This is a genomic window from Clostridium tepidiprofundi DSM 19306, assembly GCF_001594005.1.
Classification (GTDB): Bacteria; Bacillota; Clostridia; order Clostridiales; family Clostridiaceae; genus Clostridium_AC; species Clostridium_AC tepidiprofundi.
In genome coordinates this window covers 21,173-40,399 of record NZ_LTBA01000023.1, presented here as the reverse complement: position 1 = coordinate 40,399, position 19,227 = coordinate 21,173, and the positions used below count along the sequence as shown (strand labels likewise).

General features: G+C 27.9%; 12 protein-coding genes, 1 pseudogene and 1 CRISPR repeat array. Of the genes and pseudogenes, 6 read left to right on the top strand and 7 right to left on the bottom strand.

Features of this window, described 5'->3' with window-relative positions; genetic code table 11:
* Positions 1–159: pseudogene (locus CLTEP_RS15180) on the top strand (IS982 family transposase); the annotation flags it as partial.
* Positions 160–314: 155 nt separating this feature from the next.
* A CRISPR array of direct repeats spans positions 315–4,819; the repeat unit is 29 nt; unit sequence GTTTTATATTAACTATGTGAGATGTAAAT.
* Between the two features lie 583 nt (positions 4,820–5,402).
* Positions 5,403–6,536 (top strand): DEAD/DEAH box helicase, encoded by a 1,134-nt coding sequence (locus tag CLTEP_RS09365; protein WP_066825922.1) that lies wholly within the window; start codon positions 5,403–5,405, stop codon positions 6,534–6,536.
* 48 nt (positions 6,537–6,584) lie between these two features.
* On the opposite strand, the gene CLTEP_RS09360 is transcribed toward CLTEP_RS09365, so the two are convergent.
* From CLTEP_RS09360 to CLTEP_RS09330, 7 genes are all read right to left on the bottom strand, one after another.
* Positions 6,585–8,006, bottom strand: coding sequence for a sensor histidine kinase (locus CLTEP_RS09360; RefSeq protein ID WP_066825919.1), 1,422 nt, complete (start codon positions 8,004–8,006; stop codon positions 6,585–6,587).
* A complete protein-coding gene (locus CLTEP_RS09355) occupies positions 8,006–8,716 on the bottom strand; it encodes a response regulator transcription factor (protein WP_066825915.1) in 711 nt (236 codons plus the stop codon). Before CLTEP_RS09355 ends, CLTEP_RS09360 begins: the two co-directional genes overlap by 1 nt.
* 295 nt (positions 8,717–9,011) lie before the next feature.
* Entirely contained in the window at positions 9,012–10,100 is a 1,089-nt protein-coding gene (locus CLTEP_RS09350) for a TlpA family protein disulfide reductase (RefSeq protein WP_066825912.1), read from the bottom strand.
* A 145-nt stretch (positions 10,101–10,245) separates the two neighbouring features.
* The gene (locus CLTEP_RS09345; protein ID WP_066825910.1) at positions 10,246–11,013 is read right to left on the bottom strand and encodes an ABC transporter permease; all 768 of its coding nucleotides are present in this window, start codon (positions 11,011–11,013) and stop codon (positions 10,246–10,248) included.
* A 3-nt stretch (positions 11,014–11,016) separates the two neighbouring features.
* Positions 11,017–11,904: an ABC transporter ATP-binding protein gene (locus CLTEP_RS09340; protein WP_066825907.1), complete on the bottom strand. Its 888-nt coding sequence runs from the start codon at positions 11,902–11,904 to the stop codon at positions 11,017–11,019.
* Between the two features lie 21 nt (positions 11,905–11,925).
* A complete protein-coding gene (locus CLTEP_RS09335; RefSeq protein ID WP_066825904.1) occupies positions 11,926–12,663 on the bottom strand; it encodes a hypothetical protein in 738 nt (245 codons plus the stop codon).
* 249 nt (positions 12,664–12,912) lie between these two features.
* Positions 12,913–14,340, bottom strand: coding sequence for an amino acid permease (locus tag CLTEP_RS09330; RefSeq protein WP_066825900.1), 1,428 nt, complete (start codon positions 14,338–14,340; stop codon positions 12,913–12,915).
* A 422-nt stretch (positions 14,341–14,762) separates the two neighbouring features.
* Here CLTEP_RS09330 and CLTEP_RS09325 point away from each other — a divergent pair, with 422 nt between their 5' ends.
* The 4 genes from CLTEP_RS09325 (at position 14,763) to CLTEP_RS09310 (ending at position 19,194) form a co-directional block, all read left to right on the top strand.
* Positions 14,763–15,506 (top strand): tRNA1(Val) (adenine(37)-N6)-methyltransferase, encoded by a 744-nt coding sequence (locus tag CLTEP_RS09325; RefSeq protein WP_066825896.1) that lies wholly within the window; start codon positions 14,763–14,765, stop codon positions 15,504–15,506.
* A 193-nt stretch (positions 15,507–15,699) separates the two neighbouring features.
* A complete protein-coding gene (rsmI, locus tag CLTEP_RS09320; protein ID WP_066825929.1) occupies positions 15,700–16,551 on the top strand; it encodes a 16S rRNA (cytidine(1402)-2'-O)-methyltransferase in 852 nt (283 codons plus the stop codon).
* A 74-nt stretch (positions 16,552–16,625) separates the two neighbouring features.
* A complete protein-coding gene (locus tag CLTEP_RS09315) occupies positions 16,626–17,801 on the top strand; it encodes a C40 family peptidase (RefSeq protein ID WP_066825892.1) in 1,176 nt (391 codons plus the stop codon).
* A gap of 223 nt (positions 17,802–18,024) precedes the next feature.
* Positions 18,025–19,194 (top strand): C40 family peptidase, encoded by a 1,170-nt coding sequence (locus CLTEP_RS09310; protein ID WP_084364832.1) that lies wholly within the window; start codon positions 18,025–18,027, stop codon positions 19,192–19,194.
* Positions 19,195–19,227 lie beyond the last annotated feature (33 nt).

Sequence of the window (19,227 nt, the reverse complement as noted above, 5' to 3'; positions counted from 1 at the left end):
GAACAACTAAATATTCAAAGAGTACTAGCAAAATCTAAATGGGGCTTTATTACTAGAATAATTAATAAAGTATTAGCTCATAATCTTTGTTTCTTTATCAATAAAACGTTAGGTATTAATGTAAATCCAGCTAAAATTAAACAACTTATATTTGGTTAATTATTCCTGAAGCGAACTTGATTTTAGTGGATACTTATACTTATTCTTAATGGAATAATTATCATTTAAATAAAAATTATTCTATTAGCACAACGGGTTAACTATGTGAGATGTAAATAATTATTATTTATTTTTACTAAAAATTTACTGGAAATGTTTTATATTAACTATGTGAGATGTAAATTAGTTTTCTAAAATTTTAAATGCAATCCAACACAAGTTTTATATTAACTATGTGAGATGTAAATTTCGTTTTTCTATATCCTCCAGTATTCCCTCCAACTGGTTTTATATTAACTATGTGAGATGTAAATAGAGTTGAGAATATAGTATTTGCTTCACCTGTTCCATGTTTTATATTAACTATGTGAGATGTAAATAGGCTCAGAACATTTCAAAATTTTTAGGATTTTAGAACGTTTTATATTAACTATGTGAGATGTAAATAAATATTCTTCAAAGCATCTTGGGTCTAAATACAAATGTTTTATATTAACTATGTGAGATGTAAATACAAATGTTTATAAGTCCAGCTAGGTAACTTGTTTACGTTTTATATTAACTATGTGAGATGTAAATTCCCTTTTTTAAATTTTCAACTGAAATTTGCTGAACGGTTTTATATTAACTATGTGAGATGTAAATAGAGTTGAGAATATAGTATTTGCTTCACCTGTTCCATGTTTTATATTAACTATGTGAGATGTAAATAACTAATGTGCATAGTCCCATTTCTATTAAAGCCTAAGTTTTATATTAACTATGTGAGATGTAAATTAATGGACGGATAGTTATTGATAATATTTTAAACGCAGTTTTATATTAACTATGTGAGATGTAAATGTCTCGAAACATATCTGCGCTACGTATTTCTTGCCTTGTTTTATATTAACTATGTGAGATGTAAATAAAAATCTAATGGAAAATATAGATATGTGTGGCTCTGTTTTATATTAACTATGTGAGATGTAAATTTCCTTATTATCTATTCTTCTACCTCTGAATTTAAAGTTTTATATTAACTATGTGAGATGTAAATTACTGCATTAGCTTGATACACATCAGGAATACTGTCGTTTTATATTAACTATGTGAGATGTAAATAAGCACTTAAAAAAGTCCTTATTTGTATTTGAATTGAGTTTTATATTAACTATGTGAGATGTAAATTGAAAGGAGGCTTTATTAACTTATGACCAATGATATCGTTTTATATTAACTATGTGAGATGTAAATTAGCTTACAGAAGGTTAATAGCTTGGGGAGGCGAATTGGTTTTATATTAACTATGTGAGATGTAAATATAAAATCAGTTAGGTGGATATTTTCTTTTATTAGTGAGTTTTATATTAACTATGTGAGATGTAAATTAAGGATTTTGAAACACATAAGAAAACGAAGCTTGGTTTTATATTAACTATGTGAGATGTAAATGTTATCGAAGCATTGAAGCAGCTAGGGCGTTATACGTTTTATATTAACTATGTGAGATGTAAATTTTTCAACTGCTTCATCTCCTGTGTACCATGTTTCAGTTTTATATTAACTATGTGAGATGTAAATACGATATTTGAAATTATAAAAGGGATGAATATTTCAGTTTTATATTAACTATGTGAGATGTAAATTCTAGATAGTTTAGCATATCTTGTATACGCAAACTCGTTTTATATTAACTATGTGAGATGTAAATGTTGCTCCACAAATGTATGTTACTTCCAAATTTCTCCAGTTTTATATTAACTATGTGAGATGTAAATGTTTTTGGGGAAATTGAACCAAAAGAACTTGTTGAGTGTTTTATATTAACTATGTGAGATGTAAATTAAACTTCTAACATCAAGTTTTCTAGCAAGTTTTTCGAGTTTTATATTAACTATGTGAGATGTAAATACACTATCCCTTTTCACTATTGTATTTGCAGTTTTAGAGTTTTATATTAACTATGTGAGATGTAAATTTTCTTTGAACTTTAATAAGCTCTGTATTTCTTCCTCTGGTTTTATATTAACTATGTGAGATGTAAATTTTTCATTACTATTTTAAGATTTTTAAACATATTATGTTTTATATTAACTATGTGAGATGTAAATCACATAAGCATTGCCATAGTGATTTCTGTTCATTTCTGTTTTATATTAACTATGTGAGATGTAAATTGTTCTTTTATATTGTTTTTAATATTGCTCCATACCAGTTTTATATTAACTATGTGAGATGTAAATCAACATAGGGCATATATATAACTTCTATTCCTTTGGGTTTTATATTAACTATGTGAGATGTAAATTCCTCTACACTTCTTATTCTTCCACCTTGCATACGCGTTTTATATTAACTATGTGAGATGTAAATGCTCTAATTTCTCTTGCATAACAATTTTCGCTTGCAGGTTTTATATTAACTATGTGAGATGTAAATTCAAGGGACGCTATTTTCCCTATAGGCTCTTGAATAGTTTTATATTAACTATGTGAGATGTAAATATGTAATGTATATAAGTTTTTAGAAGCCTTTCTATTTGTTTTATATTAACTATGTGAGATGTAAATTTGGATGCGGAGGATTTTTCTGTTATCGTAAAAGGGTTTTATATTAACTATGTGAGATGTAAATTATTTATTCGTTTAGGCATTATAACACCTTTTCTATGTTTTATATTAACTATGTGAGATGTAAATACATTAGCACTTGGGTTTAGATCTAAAAAATCTAATGGTTTTATATTAACTATGTGAGATGTAAATAATCAAGAAATATGTGAATATGTAAACTGTTATGTTTGGTTTTATATTAACTATGTGAGATGTAAATGAAAATATATTAAACATATTAAGAGCCTTCTATTATAGTTTTATATTAACTATGTGAGATGTAAATAAAAAGAATTTATATATTTATTTTTCTTTCTATTCTTTGTTTTATATTAACTATGTGAGATGTAAATGTCCTTTAAAAATCAAAGTTTGATAGTCTTTTAATTCCGTTTTATATTAACTATGTGAGATGTAAATTGTGAATACGAAGATAACGTTAAAGTTGTGGCTTACGGGTTTTATATTAACTATGTGAGATGTAAATTTAAAAGCCTGTTCCCATTTAAAATAAATATTATAAGTTTTATATTAACTATGTGAGATGTAAATGAGGATTTATTGACTGAGGATGAGCTGGAGGAATATTGTTTTATATTAACTATGTGAGATGTAAATATAAAGGTAGCTTTGCAGAAGTTAAACAGCTAATAGGTTTTATATTAACTATGTGAGATGTAAATTAGCTTTTTGAGTCGGCATATTATAGTCTGTACCTTTGTTTTATATTAACTATGTGAGATGTAAATTATTTATAACGACATATCCCCTTTTTGTTCGTATGATCGTTTTATATTAACTATGTGAGATGTAAATTTAATTAATTCTTTGTATCATATAGCACTTTTTTATTATGTTTTATATTAACTATGTGAGATGTAAATTTGAAAATGACGCTAGAGTTATAGCAAAATTGCTTAATAGTTTTATATTAACTATGTGAGATGTAAATATGGTGATGAACTTGAAAAATTAATAGCTGAATATAAGTTTTATATTAACTATGTGAGATGTAAATATTCTTTCCCTTTTTAGAATACCTATAAGGAATCAAGTTTTATATTAACTATGTGAGATGTAAATAATGGAAAGGTTATATACACAGTTGCCCAAGAAGGTTGTTTTATATTAACTATGTGAGATGTAAATACGGATAATGATTTAATGGTTGGTAATCATGGGTACGTTTTATATTAACTATGTGAGATGTAAATTATCAAGTGCCATTTTTTCACTTCCTTTTTCGCAAGTTTTATATTAACTATGTGAGATGTAAATATCCCAAACATTGATTGGTGCAGATAAAATCAAGGAGGTTTTATATTAACTATGTGAGATGTAAATTCTAAAATATTCTTCTGAAAAACTGGTTCAAAATTGTTTTATATTAACTATGTGAGATGTAAATTGTTTCGAGATGTTCTTCTTGTATAGACAGATATTGTGTTTTATATTAACTATGTGAGATGTAAATAGCAAAGCTGAAATTCTTCTTCATACAAATTTTTTAGTTTTATATTAACTATGTGAGATGTAAATTAAGAAATATTTGTTCATCTGTAACTTTTTTATTTTGTTTTATATTAACTATGTGAGATGTAAATATGTTTGTCCGCCTTACATATTACATCACAAATATGTTTTATATTAACTATGTGAGATGTAAATTTCTGTATAGTAAATTCAACTTTTCTTCGCAATATTGTTTTATATTAACTATGTGAGATGTAAATTCTATATCTAATTACCTGATGATTCTTTTTAGTTCTAGGGTTTTATATTAACTATGTGAGATGTAAATTTGCAACCCTTTACTATATCGGAACTGTCTTAAGTTCGTTTTATATTAACTATGTGAGATGTAAATTGAAGGTAACTGCTCCTATAGTTGGATTAGGGACTGCAAGTTTTATATTAACTATGTGAGATGTAAATACTAATTCAGATAATTTCATCACTATGTTATGTTCAGTTTTATATTAACTATGTGAGATGTAAATGATAGTTGCTATTAATACCCTTCTTCCTGCCTTCTATGTTTTATATTAACTATGTGAGATGTAAATTCAAAACTTAAAACAATAACTTTATCTCCCTCCTTTTTTGTTGAACCTCAACATGAGATGTATTTAAATTCAGTTATAGCTAAAACAGGCTCATTATCATTTTGAGTTGAGCCTTAACATGAGATGTACCCATTTTTCAAATTTTTCTGCACTCGGGTTGGGTACTTTGCAGATGGAAGATGAATTGTTACCAATATTCAAAAAATATTATAATTGTGATAATATTTATTTAACTTTTATATTATTTAAAGATTTTGCTAGTCAGTATGCTAGTCTATTTTGCATCATACTGCATCATTAAGTTTCATTGATAGCCCAACTATCAACGAAATCTGTCTCATTGTTTAACAAAAAATTGTACGTCGTATATTTGACTTGTTATTTTCTTTCAAATACCTTATAAACGTAAAAATGAAAAATTCTTTCAAAAACATAAAAGCACTAATGAAACTTTAAATGATTTGAAAATACTTAAAAATATATTTCGAATTTTCTGAATTCTTAAACTGTTTGACACGAACAAATTATAAGTATAAACTTATATGAGTTTATAAGTTCATTAAAAGGAGAATATTAAATTATTATGGATAAAACATTTGAAGACTTAGGATTAGATTTAAAATTAATAGATGGTTTAAGGAAACAAAGAATAACTGTACCGACTGATATACAGATTAAAGTAATACCTTTAGCAATTGAAAATAAAGATATTGTAGCACAATCGCAAACGGGAACTGGTAAAACGTTAGCTTATTTACTTCCTTTATTTAAAAAAATAGATATTTCAAAACGAGAAACACAGGCGATTATTTTAGCACCAACGCATGAACTTGTTATGCAAATACAAAATGAAATCAAATTATTAAATAAAGATAGTGGTATTGAAGTTACTTCAACAGCGATTATTGGTAAGGCTAGTATAAAACGTCAAATTGAAAGGCTTAAAGAAAAACCTCATATCATAGTAGGTTCAACTGGAAGAATATTAGAGCTTATAAAAATGAGGAAAATAAAAGCTCATACGGTTAAAACAATAGTATTTGATGAAGCCGATAAGCTTTTGGATGAAAATAATATTTCAGAGGTTAAAGCTGTAATAAAAACTACATTGAAAGAGCGTCAATTAATGGTGTTTTCTGCTACCATAAATGAAGATACTTTAGTTCATGCTAAAGAATTAATGAGCAATCCTGAAATAATAAAGGTGGAAGAAAAGGGTGCTGTTAATGAAGATATTTTTCACATATATTTAACGTGTGAAAGACGTGAGAAAATAATACTTTTGAGGAAAGTGATTGCTTCGATAAATCCAAAGAGAGTAATTGTGTTTATAAATAAAAATGACCAAATTCAGCTTATAACTTCTAAGTTGCGATATCATAAAATAAAGGCATTTGGTTTGTTTGGTAATGCATCAAAAGAAGATAGAAAGAAAGCTATGCAGGGAATAAGAAGTGGGAAAATACAAGTTCTTATTTCATCTGATTTAGCAGCAAGAGGTTTAGATATTAAAGGAGTAACACACATTGTTAATTTGGATTTACCTGAAGATTCAAAAGAGTATCTTCATAGAAGTGGAAGAACAGGTAGGGCTGGAGAAAAAGGAGTTTGCATATCTATTGTTACGGATAAAGAAGTTTCTACACTAAGAAGATATGAAAGAGAATTTGGAATCAAGATTAATAGGAAGAAGATTTACAAAGGAGTTATTTCTTAAAACAACTAGGGGAAAGAATTAGATTTTGTTCTTTCCCAAAGTTGTTAATTAAGGAAGGATGATTTCTATTTCAGTACCTTTTCTTAATATGCTATTTATTTTTATATCACCACCGTGAGCTTTTATTATTTCCCTAGTTATAGCCATTCCAAGACCAGAACCTTTGTGATTTCCACTTGTATTTGTTCCTCTATAATATCTATCAAAAATATATTTGAGTTCTTCTGGCTTTATTCCTTTACCATTGTCTTTTATAAATATATGTACTTTATTATCTTGTTTAATTATTTCAACTTCTATATTGACAGAAGAATTGTTATGAATAAGAGCATTGTACAAAAGATTACTGATTGCTCTTTTTAGTAAGATGTTATCCACTTTTTTTAAAATAATATTTTCTTTGGATATAAAATTAATATTGCTATTGCTAAATTTAGAATCATTTAATATATCAATAATTGTTTCTCTGGTTAATCTAACCAAATTGGTTTCTTTTTTTCTGAGAATAGAAGCTTTATTTTTAAGTTTTGTAGCTAGATTTAAATCATCTACAAGTTCTTTTATATAATCAGATTTTTTGTGAATTATATTCGCATACGATTTGATTTCTTCTTTAGAAAATTCATAATCATCATTACTTAAAATTTCGGCATAGCCCTTAATAGAAGCTAGAGGAGTTTTTATGTCATGAGATATATTTACTATCCATTCTTCTCTCATTTTATCCAGTTTCATGCGTTCTTTTGTATTGCTTTTAAGAATATCTGAGAGATTATTGATATTATGATAAATTTCGCTATAAACTCCCTTTGGGGTATAATATACGTTGTAATCTCCATTTCCTAATTTTACCACACCATTAATTATGTTTCCTATAGGTTTTGTAAGTTTTCTGCTAAATAAATATGCAAAAAATAGAGCAATTATTGAATCAATTAAAAGTACGATTATAATAGTATTTTTCATAAAATCTCGAGTTTTATCTATATTAAAAACCAATACTTGTCTTTCGATTTTCTGCATAGGGAAGCCAATGATATAGCTATATTGTTTATTTTTAACATACTTTTCTCCAATGAATATAGTTGACATATTACCTAGTACGCCTCTATACTTATATCCATGAATAATTTGAAAAGGTGTATATTTTAATGGAACATTTTTAGGCTTTTTATAAGCATAAACTTCTTTTCCATCCTCATCTAAAATTTGTATCCACGTATTTTCGTAGTTTAAGGCTTTTTTACCAGCATTATTCACAAATATATTTTGACCATTCGATAATATATATTTGTTAAAATTTCTGACAAAGTTTTCAGGTTCAATATCCTTTAAAATAGGGTTAGTATTTTTAGTGTGAATAGTGTTATTTATAAAAATGCCCATAATAGCAACTATATTTATAATGGTTACTATGATAACTACGAAAATTATAGTAGTTACAAATCTTAATGTTATCTTCCATCTCATTACTGTTCATCCTTTACTAATAATTTATATCCAAGACCTTTTATGTTTACAATATATTTAGGTTCGGAAGGATTATCTTCTATTTTCTCCCTAAGTCTCCTTATGTGAACCATTATTGTATTGTCAAAACCTATATAATCCTCACCCCATACTTCATTACAAATTCGTTCTTTATTGATAATTTGGTTAGGGTGTTTTGCCATATATAAAAATAGTTTTAATTCTTTAGGTTTAAGATTGAGTAGTATACCATTTTTCCTAACTTCCATTTTTTCTTCATTTATTTCAAAAGGGCCAAATGATAAATCTTTATTTTCAGTAAAACGAATTTCATTTCTTCTCAAGTGAGCTTTAATCCTATAAGCTAATTCTTTTGGACTGAATGGCTTTGTTATATAATCATCTCCGCCAAGAGCAAATCCAAGTATTTTATCCATTTCTTCTGATTTTGCTGATAAAAATAAAATTGGAATCATAGATGTTTCTCTTATTTTTTTACAAATTTCATATCCTTCTTTATCTGGGAGCATTATATCAAGAAGAATAATATCTGGCTTTTTAGAGTTGAATAATTTTAAACCTTCTTCTCCTGTTTCAGCTGTATATATTTTTTTGAATCCTTCTTTAGTGAGTACTGTTGATAATAAATTTAATATATCTTTTTCATCATCAATAATTAATATTTTCTTTTCTTTTATTGTATTTTCCACTTACAACCCCTCCTAAAGATAATTTACACTATCAAGATAACTTTTTTTACTATAGTATATACTATTTTTGATTTTTTTTCATAATATTATGAAAGGGGCTGTCGCATTAAGGAATTTACATACAATATATTGTTTTGCAAATTTTATATTAGTACAATATATTGTAGTATTTATTCTTAGTGCGACAGCCCCAATGTTGGTGCATTATTTAATTTGCAATTACGTTTACAAAGTTCTCAGGCTTTGTTTTTTAAAAGTTAAATATAAATTTTATGAATTAATAATTATAAGTTAGTTACTTCAAATTTTTCAATATTTTATTTATTTCTTCTAAATAGTTTTCTTTACTGCGGCTACCTACTATAGTTTGTCCGACTATATTTCCTTTGTTGTCTACAAATATAGTTGTTGGAGCACCAATAATATCTTTCAATAATCCATCAATTAATTCTTTGTTAGGAATAATATTAGTATATTTTACACCGTTTTCGTTAAGTATTTTTTTCGCAAGTTTTAGGTTTTCACTATCTTTATCTATATATAGATCCATAACAATACCGATTATATTTATATTTTCTTTTTTAACTTCATCATAAAGTTTTTGAATGTCAGGAAGTTCTTTGATGCAAGGACCACATGAAGTTTCCCACATATTTATCATAGTGAGTTTATAGTTTTTAAATATGCTGCTATCAATTTCTTTCCCGTCAGTAGTTTTGGTTTTGAATGATACAGTTTTATATTTATCAAACTTTTCTTTTTGAGTTATTGGTTTAGATATTTTTATAGATTTTTTTAAATCGTTTATACTTTCGCATATTTCTTTGTATTCTTTTTTATCGTTTTCAGATAATCCACTTAAATCATATTTTTTGTTATACAATATATAGTATTCTAAATTTTCGTTTGTTTTTAATTGTTCATGATTATCATATTTAGAAAAAAGTTCTTCTCTTTGATTAATGTTTTCTTTGTTTTTATCAAAAACTACTATTGAGCATATTTTTTTAATACTGTTTTCATATTCAAGCAAAAATTTCATTTGAGCTTCCTGTGTTTTAGCGTTTTTGCCTAGTTTCATTAACTTGTTAATATCTTTAGCTGATAAGAATCCATATTTTATTTGAGCTATTAAATATTCTTTACTTTCTGTATTGTCATATATGTCAATATCTAACTGTTTTTTGTCTTTATATTTGATCCATGTTTTAGGTAAATCATATTCTAATCCATACTCTTCGAATTTAAAATGTGTATGGGCTGTTTCTTTAGTGTTTTTAGGATTGTTTTGAGTTATTTTTTTATTATTTTCTGATTTGTTACAACCTACAATTGATATGCAAATTGTTAATAATATTAATAATGTTAAGAATTTGTTTTTCATTTTTATTTCTCCTCTAAGAATTTAATTTTCTTTATCGATTTTACGATACTCCCACTTCTATAAGTGAGAGATTGAAGCTTTTGCTTCAGGTGGAGTAGAGTCTCCACCTGAAATCTTGATGTTTTGCTTTAGCAAAACGAGTTCACTATTCTTTTACAAAAGCTTTCAATGTGAATCTAGGTAGTAGTATTGTTCCGAGTAAAAATATTATTGTAAGTATAATGAATGTTAATGATGTTGTTTTGTATCGTACAAGCTGACAACTCATCATTCCCCAAAGAGGGGTAAAGCTTAAGTATTTGGCGAATCCAATACCTTTTAAAAATCCTTCTAATAGATAGGGTATACCCATGATAAGTCCTCCAAATATGAAGGGTATTGTTGCTGAATTACTTATAGATGATAAGAATAAGCCTATTTGTGCAAAGAAAAATGACCATATTGTAATAGTTAAAATCATAATAAAAATCATTTGTATAACTGTTATATTTGAGGTGCATTTATCAAAATACCAAAGACTTTTAATGGGAAGATTTAATCCTGAAAATTTGTATTTTGTTAAAGCAGATAAACATACAGTTAAAAAGATTAAAAGATTTGTTATGGTAGCTCCTAATCCTGCAGCTATTGATTTAGCCAGTACGATTTCTTTTTTACCATTTTTAGTTGTTTTAATTAATACTGACATATTTGAGTTATATTCAGCTGTGTACGAGCCTGAAAACATCATAAACATAATAAGTCCCATCAATGGTACTAGTCCATAGCTTTTACTAAATATGTCAGCATAAGTTTCTTTTAGTGAGAATGCCCTTATTGAAATAAAACTTAAGAATAATGAGCCTGTTAAAGCAAGTAATATTCTCTTCTTAAAAAGTATTTTTCTAAGTTCTAATTTTATAAGAGTTATCATGCATTACACCTCCCTAGTATTTTCCAAATCGAAATAAAACATATATACGTCTTCAAATTTTGGAGTGACTGCTTGAACAAATTCAAATGGTGGCATTATATTACTTATAATTCGTATTTCTACTCCATCAGTCCCTCTTTGTATGTTTACAGTTTTATAATTGTTTTGTATATACATTACTTCATCTTCGTCATATGTTTTAATAGTATATACCTTTCCTTCTATACCTAAGAGTATATCTTTATGACTGCCCTTCATGAGAATTTTTCCGTTTTTTATCATTATTGTTTCTTTTGCAATAGACTCAATATCTGAAATAATATGGGTTGATAATATTATTATTTTATCCTTAGATATTTGTGAAATAAGATTTCTGAATCTTGCTCTTTCTTGAGGGTCAAGTCCTGCTGTTGGTTCATCAAGTACTAATATTTTAGGATCATTTAATAAAGCTTGTGCTATTCCGACTCTCCTTTTCATTCCCCCTGAAAATTTACCAACTGATTTGTTTCTTACATTGTATAATCCTACGAGATTTAAGAGTTCATCTATTTTCATAATAGCTTCTTTACCTTTTAATCCCTTTAGAGCAGCTATATATTGCAAAAACTGTTTTGCTGAAAAATTTTTATATACGCCAAATTCTTGAGGAAGATAACCTATTATAGAACGATATTCTTTTTCTATTTTATTGATATTTTTATTGTTATATATAATTTCTCCTTGCGTAGGTGTTATCAATGTAGTTATTTGTTTCATAAAAGTAGTTTTACCAGCACCATTTGGACCTAAAAGGCCATAGACACCATTTTCAAGAGTAAGTGATATATTGTCATTTGCGTTTTTATTACCATATGTTTTGGTTAAATTTTTAACTTCGAGTTTATTCATAACTTTAAAACCTCCTCAATATTATCTTGTTAATAATTTTTTAAATGTGATTATGCATAAAAGTATTCCAATACATAAGACTGATATTAAAATTCCATAAAATACATACACAAATCCAACATTTTTTCCGAATATATTGATATTTGTGGAAAGTAAATATATAAACTGGTTCGGATAGAATATTAGGTCTACGTAATTTACAGTACTTAATATGTTAAGCAATGTATTGGGTAAAAATTTAGCAAGTGTAAGTATCTTACCTAAACTTAAAAATATCAAGCTTGTACTTATAGATGATAAAGAAGTTGATGATATAAATGAAAATAAACTTGCAAATACTGATATGCTTATGAATACTAATGTCATAGTTCCAATTTTAAGAAGCAAATTAATAGATTTTATTTCTTCATTTATAGGCAAACCACATTGAAACAATTGAGTTAAAAATTCAATTCCTAAATAACATCCGTATATGATAACAGGTAAAATTATAGCTAATGTTAATTTTGAATATAATACATTAAATTTATTTTTAGATGAAAGAATAATGTTATCAACGTTAGATATTTTTTCGCTTGTGTATATGTTTGAAGATATTAAAAGAATAATAATTAACATTATTATTGACATTAAAGGGCTATTTATTCTATGCTCAAAGTTTTTAAAGAAACTCATGGCAATGGAATTTAAAACAAATAATGATAATATAATTAATCCCATTTTACATTTAAATATCTTTTTCAATTCCCAAATGATCATTAGAGTTTTTCCTCCTTATTTTTAGTATGAACTTTTAGTATGAAATTATTATATAATATCAAACTTACACTATTATAAACTAAACCTTAATTAAACCTTACAAAAAAATAAAATGCTACAGAAAAATATCCATATTTTGAATTTGCTCTGTAGTAATAATTGTTAAGAATTTGATAGTTATAAGGTGAAAAAATTGTCATTTTCAGTTCAAGAATAATTTTGATTTGAAAATGACAATTTTAACTAAGATTAATTCTTTTTAGTTTTATGTTTAGAAGGTAGTGTAATTACAAGACCGAGCAAGATTAGAATTACAGGACCACCATAATTCATAATAATTGATTTTACCGCAGCACTTGAATTCTCTGCGTTTGCTATATCTCCAAAACCAGCTCCAAAGAAACCTGCAATACCTAAAATCAATACCAAAATTGAAATAAACATTACAGAACCTTTTGATTTAAACATAACAAAAGGTGGCTTGTTTCCTTTTAGCCTATATGCCATATAGGCAGCAGCTAGAATGATATAAGGAACCACTAAGGACAAAGAAGATAAATTAGCTAAAAGCACGAAAAATGATTCTACTGAATGTAATCCTAAAATAGGAACGATAATAAATACTATAACAATTGCACACTGAATCCAAAGTGCGTTGATTAAAGTTCCATCTTCATTTTTTCTAGTTAAGAATTCAGGGAAAGTACCTTTAGGAACTTCAGAGAACATAGCTCTTATAGGAGACTCCACCCATACAATATAAGCTGCTACAGAAGTAATAGTTAATATTATTGAATATATTTGTACTGCGATTTTACCATTTAAACCCCAGTTTTCTGCTAATATTTTATATACGATATAATTTGCATTTTTTAATCCAGCTTTTGTTAATACATCAGGAGATGCGATTAAACAAACTGCGACAGAACCAATTATGTATGCAACTGCAATGAAAAGGGTTGCCATAATAACGCCTTTAGGAAAATTCTTTTTTGGATTTTCCACATCGCTTATATATGTCCCTGCTACTTCAGCACCTGCTACAGAAAATAACAACCAAGCAAAGGTAGATAAATAGTCTGCATTTACTTTTGGAATTACAGTAGATTTACTGAATTCAGTTGCTGAAGGAGTACCCATAAAGTAACCTATAATTGCGAAGACTATAAATATAATTGTAGCTACAATTGTGAATTTCCCACCGAAATCACTAAGGCGTGAAAAGTTTTTAACTCCTTTTGTTGCAGCCCAAGTCAAAATTACTACTAAGAAAATTGCCATAACAGATAACAACACAGTATGTGTGTCACCGAAGCGATTTTCACCGAATATAGCCCATGATGTCATAACGGGAATTCTTACAAATATCATTTGGAGATAAAATAAATTAGCGATGAAATATGACCAAGTTCCAATATAAGCCCATTTTTCTCCTAGTCCACATTCAATCCAGGAATAAATGCCACCGCCCTTATCATTATTTGCAGAAGCTAATTCGGCAATAATTCCAGATAGTGGGAAAAAGAATAAAACAGATACTATAAGCCAAGATGGAATTGATGCAGGGCCTAGAGCAACAGCATTGGTGGTAATATTTCCAAATCCAAATGTTGGAACGAAAATTAGTAAAACAAGTGTCCAAAAACTAAGTTTTTTTGCTTTTGTAGAATTACTCATGATTTGTCCTCCTCTTAAGTTGTAATTTATCTATAATTTTTTAAATATTTTAAAAATATTTAAAAATAATCACATTGTTTTTCTGAAAAAATCCAACGTAGTAATTATATAACAGAAATAATATATATACAAGTTATACAATTAGACAAAATAGTAATATATAATTATAATGAAAATATGTTGAACATAGTACCTAATACTCTATTTTTGATCGATTTTATAAGATTATCACTTTTATAAGTGGGAGATTGAAGTGTTTTGTTTCAGGTGGAGTAGATTATCCACTTAAAGTTCCGATATTTTGCTTTAGCAAAACGAGTTTACTGTATTATTGAAACTGGAACACTCTTGTTTTAAGAGTATATCAATGAAGAGGTGTAATATTATGTTTTAAGAGTATATCAATGAAGAGGTGTAATATTATGAACATTATTAATAGCGATGAAACTTTAGATGATTTACAATTGAATGGAATATATGTTATTCAGAAAAAGAATGGATTTAGATTTGGTGTTGATGCTGTTCTTTTAGCTAATTTTGCAAATGTTAAAAGAAATGCAAGGGTTATAGACTTGTGTTCAGGAACGGGTATTATTCCATTTATAATAGCGGGAAAAACAGAGGCAAAAAAAATTATTGGTATTGAAATACAAGAAGATATGGTTGAAATGGCAAAACGCTCTGTTGAATACAATAAACTTAACGAAAAAATGGAATTTATACATGGAGATTTAAAAGACATAGAACTACTAAAAAACATTGAGAGAGCAGAAGTTGTTACAGTAAATCCACCATATAAACTTCAAAATTCGGGTATAAAGAATATTGAAGATAAAAATGCGATAGCAAGGCATGAAATATTGTGTACTTTAGAGGATGTTATAATAGCATGTAGAACTGTTTTAAAAGATAATGGAAGAATGTTTATGGTGCATAGACCTGACAGATTGGTTGATATTTTTACTTTGATGAGAAAACATAGAATAGAACCTAAGAGAGTGAGAATGGTACATCCTTATGAGGGTAAAGCTCCTAATATAGTATTGATTGAGGGACAAAGAGATGGAGGTAAATTTTTGAAATGGGAACCACCATTAAATGTCCATACTAATAATGGAGAATATACTGATGAAATCATGAAAATGTACAATTCACATAAAGTATAAAAATACTAAGGCGTTTAAAAGAAAATAATAAGTTAAAAGTGCAAAATAGGCTAGCATATTGACTAATTATTTTTAAAAGATGAAGATCAACGAGAATATTCCGCTGATGAATTCACCTAACATACTGACTAGTTATTTTTGAAAATGCCTTAACGGGAGTGTTAAAAATATGGTAAACAATGTGTTAAACAATATGGAAAATAGTATAGGAATGTTGTATTTAGTGCCAACACCTATTGGGAATTTGAAGGATATAACGCTTAGAGCGTTAGAGGTTTTAAAAAGTGTCGATTTGATTGCAGCTGAAGATACAAGAGTTACATTAAAACTACTAAATCATTTTCAAATAAAGAAACCTCTTATAAGTTATCATAAATATAATGAAAATGTAAAAAGTGAAAATATAATTCAAAGGATTAAAGAAGGTAATAACATAGCTTTGGTTACGGATGCAGGTACACCAGGTATTTCTGATCCGGGAAGTGTTATAGTATCAAAATGCATTGAAGAGGGTATAGACTTTGAGGTTTTACCAGGAGCATCTGCATTTACAACTGCATTAGTATATTCAGGTCTTGATACGACGAAATTTTTGTTTAGAGGTTTCTTACCACGAGAAAACAAGTATAGAATACCTGTTATAAATGAATTAAAGGATAGAAGGGAGACTTTGATATTTTATGAAGCACCTCATAGAATAATAAGTACACTTCAATTCTTGTATGATAATTTAGGAAATAGGGAAGTTGCATTATGCAGAGAATTGACAAAGCTTCATGAGGAAATAAAAAGGATTACATTAAAAGATGCCATTGAATACTACAATGATAATTCTCCGAGAGGGGAGTATGTAATTGTAGTACAGGGAAAAAGCGATTATGAAATAGAAAAAGAGAATATGGCAGAGTGGGAAGATATGAGCATAAAAGAACATATATTAAAATATATGAATGAAGGATTAAATAAAAAAGAAGCTGTAAAGAAGGTTGCAAAAGATAGAAATTTACCTAAAAAGGAGATTTATAAATATTCCATAGAGTTGTAGAAAAAAATAAGTAATAAATTATATATGCTATTCATAGAAATATAAGAGGAATTCTAACCTTTGGAGGAAGTTTTATGGTGAAAAAGGTAATTGTTTTATTTTTATGGATAGCATTAATATTTAATTTTGAGCTGGTTGCTTTTAGTGATCCTGTTTTAATAGAGTCTAAGAATAAAGCTGGAAAGAATGTCTTAGTAGAACCACAAGGAGATGCAACATATAATAGTAAACTTATAGATATTAAAAATGCTTCTTATGGAGAACTTCAGAGCAGGCTAGATAAAATGGAAATAAATATAGAAAAGATGGATGCAGGAATTGAAAAGATATATAGGGAATTGGATGAAATCAACAAGAATATAAAGAGTATGTCTGTTGAAGTAGAGGAGACTAAAAAGAAGCTTGATGAGGCAAGTGAAAAATTAGATTCAACCAAAGAGCTTTTTCATAAGAGAATGAGAGCTTTATATATTAATGGACATACTAACTATATTGAAATTATTTTCAGTTCAGATAGTTTAGACGGGTTTATTAATAATTTGGAAATTGCAAAAGAAATTATGGAGTATGATAATAGTACAATTAAGCAGTTAAAGTATGAAAAAAGTGTGGTAGAAGAACAGAAGAGAGTTTTAGAAGAGAAAATAAATAAACTTGTTGCACTAAAAAATAATAAAGAGAGTAAATTAAAAGAATTAGAAGAGTCAAGAAAACAAGAAAACATTTTAATTCTTGAAGCTAAAAGACAGCAACGCTTGTACCTTGCAAACAAAATATATAGCCAGAGGATAAGGAAAAATCAGGCTAAAATAAATGAAACTATTAAAAATATCGAAAAGCTGGTTAAAGAGGTTCCAACAATGCAAGTTTCAAGAGGGAGTGTACCAATATCACAAGCGGCAGTGGTGGTATATGCAGCAGAATTCTTAGGAAGACCATATGTATACGGTGGAAATGGTCCTAAGTATTTCGATTGCTCTGGTTTTGTTAAGTATGTTTATGCACATTTTGGAATTGAATTAAGTAGGACGACATACACTCAAGTAAAAGAGGGGGTATATGTACCTAGAGATAAACTGCAGCTTGGTGATCTGATATTTTTTGGAACAAAATATAATGTGCATCATGTAGGAATTTATGTAGGGAACGATTGTTATATACATGCTCCTCACACAGGGGATAGAATTAAGATTTCTATATTGACACGTAATGATTATGTATGTGCTAGAAGGATCATACCAGAACATTAAGAAATGAGGCTTAAGCAGAAAAACCATCAAGTCACAAGTCTGTATTGGTGATTGGAGACTAGAGATTGGAGATTAGTGATTAGAGACTGGCGATTATTATTAGTGAAAATTATTAATATTATGCTATGATGTACTAAAATTTGATGTTATAATATATATAGCGATTCTAAAATGTTTTAGTTGACAAATAATGTCAAATAGTTAATGCGGATGGGGTGAGTTTGTGGAGAAGAGGGTAGTAGCATTTTTGTTAGCAGCAGGGTTGACTGTAAGTTTTAGTGCAAAAGTAATAGCAAATCCTTATCAAGATCAGATAAATAAACAGAAACAACAATTAAATCAGAAAAAAAGTGAATTGAATAATCAAAAGAATGCATTGCAGAATAACAAAAAATCATTTGAAGCTGCAGAAAAAGAAATACAACAGTTAGAAGTGAAGATTGAAACATTAGATTGTAAGATTGAAGGACTGATGAATGAAATAAAAAAAGCAAGCGTTTTGATATCGTCTAAAGAAGAAGAAATAAAACAAGCCCAAACTGAATTATATAAAGCAGAAGAAGATGTAAAAGCAGAGCAGGAATTGTTTAACAAGAGAATGAGAAGTATGTATATTAATGGAAATAATAGCTATTTGGAAGTTATTCTTAATTCAAAGGGACTAGATCAATTGATTTCTAATGTTGAGTTATTGAGAAGCATAGCAAAGTATGATAAGCAAATATTAGCCGATTTGAATAACAAAAAAAATGAAGTTAAAGTTAAGAAAGAATCTTTGGAAAAGGAAAAACAAGTGTTAGTAGCTCTTAAAAGTGATAAAGAGGACAAGCTATCATCTGTGAAGGCATCCAAAGCTGAGCAGATAAAGTTAATTAAAAAAGCTAATGAAAAGAAACGATATTATGCTAGCAAGATTGGTGAGTATAATAAGAAGATACAAGAAACTCAAAGGGTGATTAATGAAACTCTTAAAAGGATTGAGCAGATAAAAGCATCAATACCAAAGCGTGATCCATCTAGGGGTATGTCTAATGTTTCTGGTGAAGAGGTAGTTGCATATGCATCTAGATTTTTAGGTACTCCTTATGTATGGGGTGGAAATGGACCTAAATATTTTGATTGTTCGGGATTTGTTAGATATGTATATGCTCATTTTGGGATATCTTTATATAGGGTTACATATGATCAAGTTAAACAAGGTAAGTACGTTCCAAGAAATCAATTGAAACCTGGAGATTTAATCTTTTTTGGTACAAAATATAATGTTCATCATGTAGGAATGTATGTGGGGAATGGTTGTTTTATTCATGCACCTCATACTGGGGATGTAATAAAGATTACACGATTAACTGCTAGAAGCGATTACTATTGTGCTAGAAGGTTTTTACCATAAAAATTAAGTTCAGTAAATAAGCGGCTACACCAA